Annotated in this window: 3 protein-coding genes and 1 pseudogene; all 4 read left to right on the top strand. The window is 63.5% G+C overall.

Features of this window, described 5'->3' with window-relative positions:
- A pseudogene (locus RBR29_RS11805) lies at positions 1 to 180 on the top strand (hypothetical protein); the annotation flags it as partial.
- Between the two features lie 99 nt (positions 181 to 279).
- Positions 280 to 600, top strand: a complete 321-nt coding sequence (locus tag RBR29_RS11810; RefSeq protein ID WP_320349499.1) for a TrbC/VirB2 family protein — start codon at positions 280 to 282, stop codon at positions 598 to 600.
- A gap of 3 nt (positions 601 to 603) precedes the next feature.
- The gene (locus tag RBR29_RS11815; RefSeq protein ID WP_320349501.1) at positions 604 to 1,005 is read left to right on the top strand and encodes a VirB3 family type IV secretion system protein; all 402 of its coding nucleotides are present in this window, start codon (positions 604 to 606) and stop codon (positions 1,003 to 1,005) included.
- The coding region (locus tag RBR29_RS11820) for a VirB4 family type IV secretion/conjugal transfer ATPase (protein WP_320349503.1) at positions 1,002 to 2,679 on the top strand (1,678 nt) is incomplete at its 3' end. The genes RBR29_RS11815 and RBR29_RS11820, both read left to right, overlap by 4 nt.

A 2,679-nucleotide genomic window follows, 5' to 3' on the forward strand; every position in this document is an offset into this window, starting at 1 on the left:
ATCGTGGTCCCAGCTCTCAAGCCAGACCCCGACGATGCGGCATCCGCTGACGACGCGCAACCCACCACGCCGGACAGCCCGGATACCGCACCCGCCCAGACACCAACCCCGCCACCCGGCACCCCGGACGGCTTTACGGCACATCCCATCGCCGATGGCTTTCAGCCACCGGCCCACTGATCCCCCGCAGCACCGCATCCTGCGGCCCGCTGACCTTCTCTTTCTTTTCCCACCCCACACCCCAACACGCCTGCCGGCGTTTGGGGCAGGAATCATGCCATGCAGAAATTGCCACACCTCACACTCCAGACAACCCCGCGACATTTCATGGACAGGCTGGTGACACTCTGGACACTGGCGATGGTCAGTCACGCGACATGGGCGCAGTCTCTGGGCGGCCTGTCTCGCGCCCGGACCACGCTGCAAACCCTCAAAGACAATCTAGACATCATTCTGCCGATTGCCGCCGTCATCATCGGCGTCATCATCTTCGTGCTGTACTCAGCTGAAGTGATGAGGAAGGATGACGCCATCCGCTGGGGCATTGGCGTGCTGTTGGCCGGGTCCGCAGCCGAACTCGTTGTGCTGCTCTGGAAGTAAGCCATGGCGACCCGCACCAGCAGCACACGCGCCGCCCGCACCGGCCACACAGACCAGTCTCCCGACCATCAGCCCCCGAACACCTATCCCGTGTTCAAGGGCCTGGGCCGCAAGGCGACCTTCATGGGCATCCCCACCACCTTGATGCTCGGCGCGTTCGCATGCGTGGCCATCATTGCCATGACAGCCGGGCTGGCCTGGTGGGGGCTACTGCTGGTCGTGATGCCCACGCTGGCCATGCTCACCCGCGATGACGACAAAGCCATCGACATCCTCTGGCTGGAACTCAAGACCCGTCGCACGAATCGCCAGCAGCGATTCTGGCGCGGTTCCAGCTATGCCCCGCAGGGCTACCACCGCAACCGGCCCTGGCGCCGTTTGCTTTCCCGAAGGACTCTGCCATGACCGCAGCCACCGCACTGGCCGTTGATGAACGGCTGGTTTCCCGTTATCTGCCCTATTCCCACCATGTCACCGACCGCATCATTGCCTGCGACAACCACGAATACCTGGCGGTCATCAAGGTCGCTGGTCGGGCACCGGACGCCTACGGCCAGGCTGAACTGAAAGACTGGATCGAGGCCCTGCACAATGTGCTGCGCGGCCTACCCATGGGCTCGCTCGGCCTGTATTCGCACATCATCCGCAGGCGTGTGACGGAATATCCCGACAGCACGTTTGCACAACCTTTCGCCACCCGTTTTGATGCGGCCTACCGGGCGACGTTCGACACCGCGGGGCTAATGGTCAATGACCTGTACCTGAGTGTGCTGATTCACCCCGTCGCAGACCCTGTGCTGGGCACCTTCGCCAGCCTGGAAAAGGCGGATGCAAAACGCCTGGCTCACTGGCAGGATGAATCCATCGAACGCCTGGACAGCGCCGTGCGGGCACTGACCGCAGGCCTGTACCGCTATGATCCGCAGATCCTCGGCATCGTGGATTGCCGGGGGCTGGCGTTCAGCGAAACGGCTGAATTTTTGGGGTTCCTGCTGTCGGGCACCCATCGGCCCGTGCCGATCAGCCGGGAACGGCTGCGCGAAACCCTGCCGCAGGCCCGTCCCATCTTTGGCCGCCACGGCGAGTTGGGCGAACTGCGCACCGTCGCCGGGTCACGCCTCTTTGGCATGATGGAATTGCGCGACTACCCGGAAGCTACCAAACCAGGCCACCTGGACCGACTGCTGGGCCTGCCCCACGAGTTTGTGCTGACGCAATCCTGGGGCAGTCACACAGGAGCCGCCGCCAAAAAACTCGTCAAGAAACACCACAAGCTGCTTTTGGACTCGGGTGACGATTCGGTCAGTCAGGTCACGCAACTGGCCGATGTGATGGACGATCTGACCTCGGCCCGCCTGGGCCTGGGGGATCATCATGCCACTCTCCTGGTGTATGGCACCTCGGCAGACAGCGTGCGTCAGGCGCTGGCGCAGACGGCCACCGCCCTGGCCGAAGACGCCGTAGGCTTTCGGCCCCTGGACCGGGCCTTGGAAGCCGGGTTCTGGGCGCAACTGCCGGGCAACTGGCATTGGCGGCCCCGGCCCGTGCCGGTGACCTCCCTGAATTTCCTGTGCTTTTCCAGCCTGCACAACCAGCTGACGGGCAAGCCTGCCGGAAACCCCTGGGGGCCAGCCGTCACCATGCTGAAAACGCAGACGGGATCGCCCTTTTTCTTCAACTTCCATGCCTCCACGGAAGACCTGGACGAAACCGGCAAACGCCGCCCGGGCAACACCCTGATCATCGGCATGACGGGCACCGGCAAAACCGTGCTGCAAGGCATGTTGCTGACCCAGGCACAGAAATTCGGGGCAGCCTGCGTGGTCTGGGACAAAGACCAGGGCATGCAGGTACTCATCATGGCCCTGGGCGGGCGGTACTTCAATATCCGCCTGGGGGAGCCGACCGGCTGGAACCCCTTTCAAATGGAACCCACCAAGGGCAATGTCGCTTTCATGGTGCGTCTGGTCATCTACCTGGCCGAACGCCAGGGCGAAGCCGTCACCACCCGGCAACGGGCTGACATCACCCAGGCGGTCCAGCAACTGACCACGCTGATTGACCGACCGGCCAGAACGC

Origin of the sequence: Castellaniella sp. (genome assembly GCF_034007085.1) — a bacterium.
GTDB lineage: Bacteria > Pseudomonadota > Gammaproteobacteria > Burkholderiales > Burkholderiaceae_B > Castellaniella.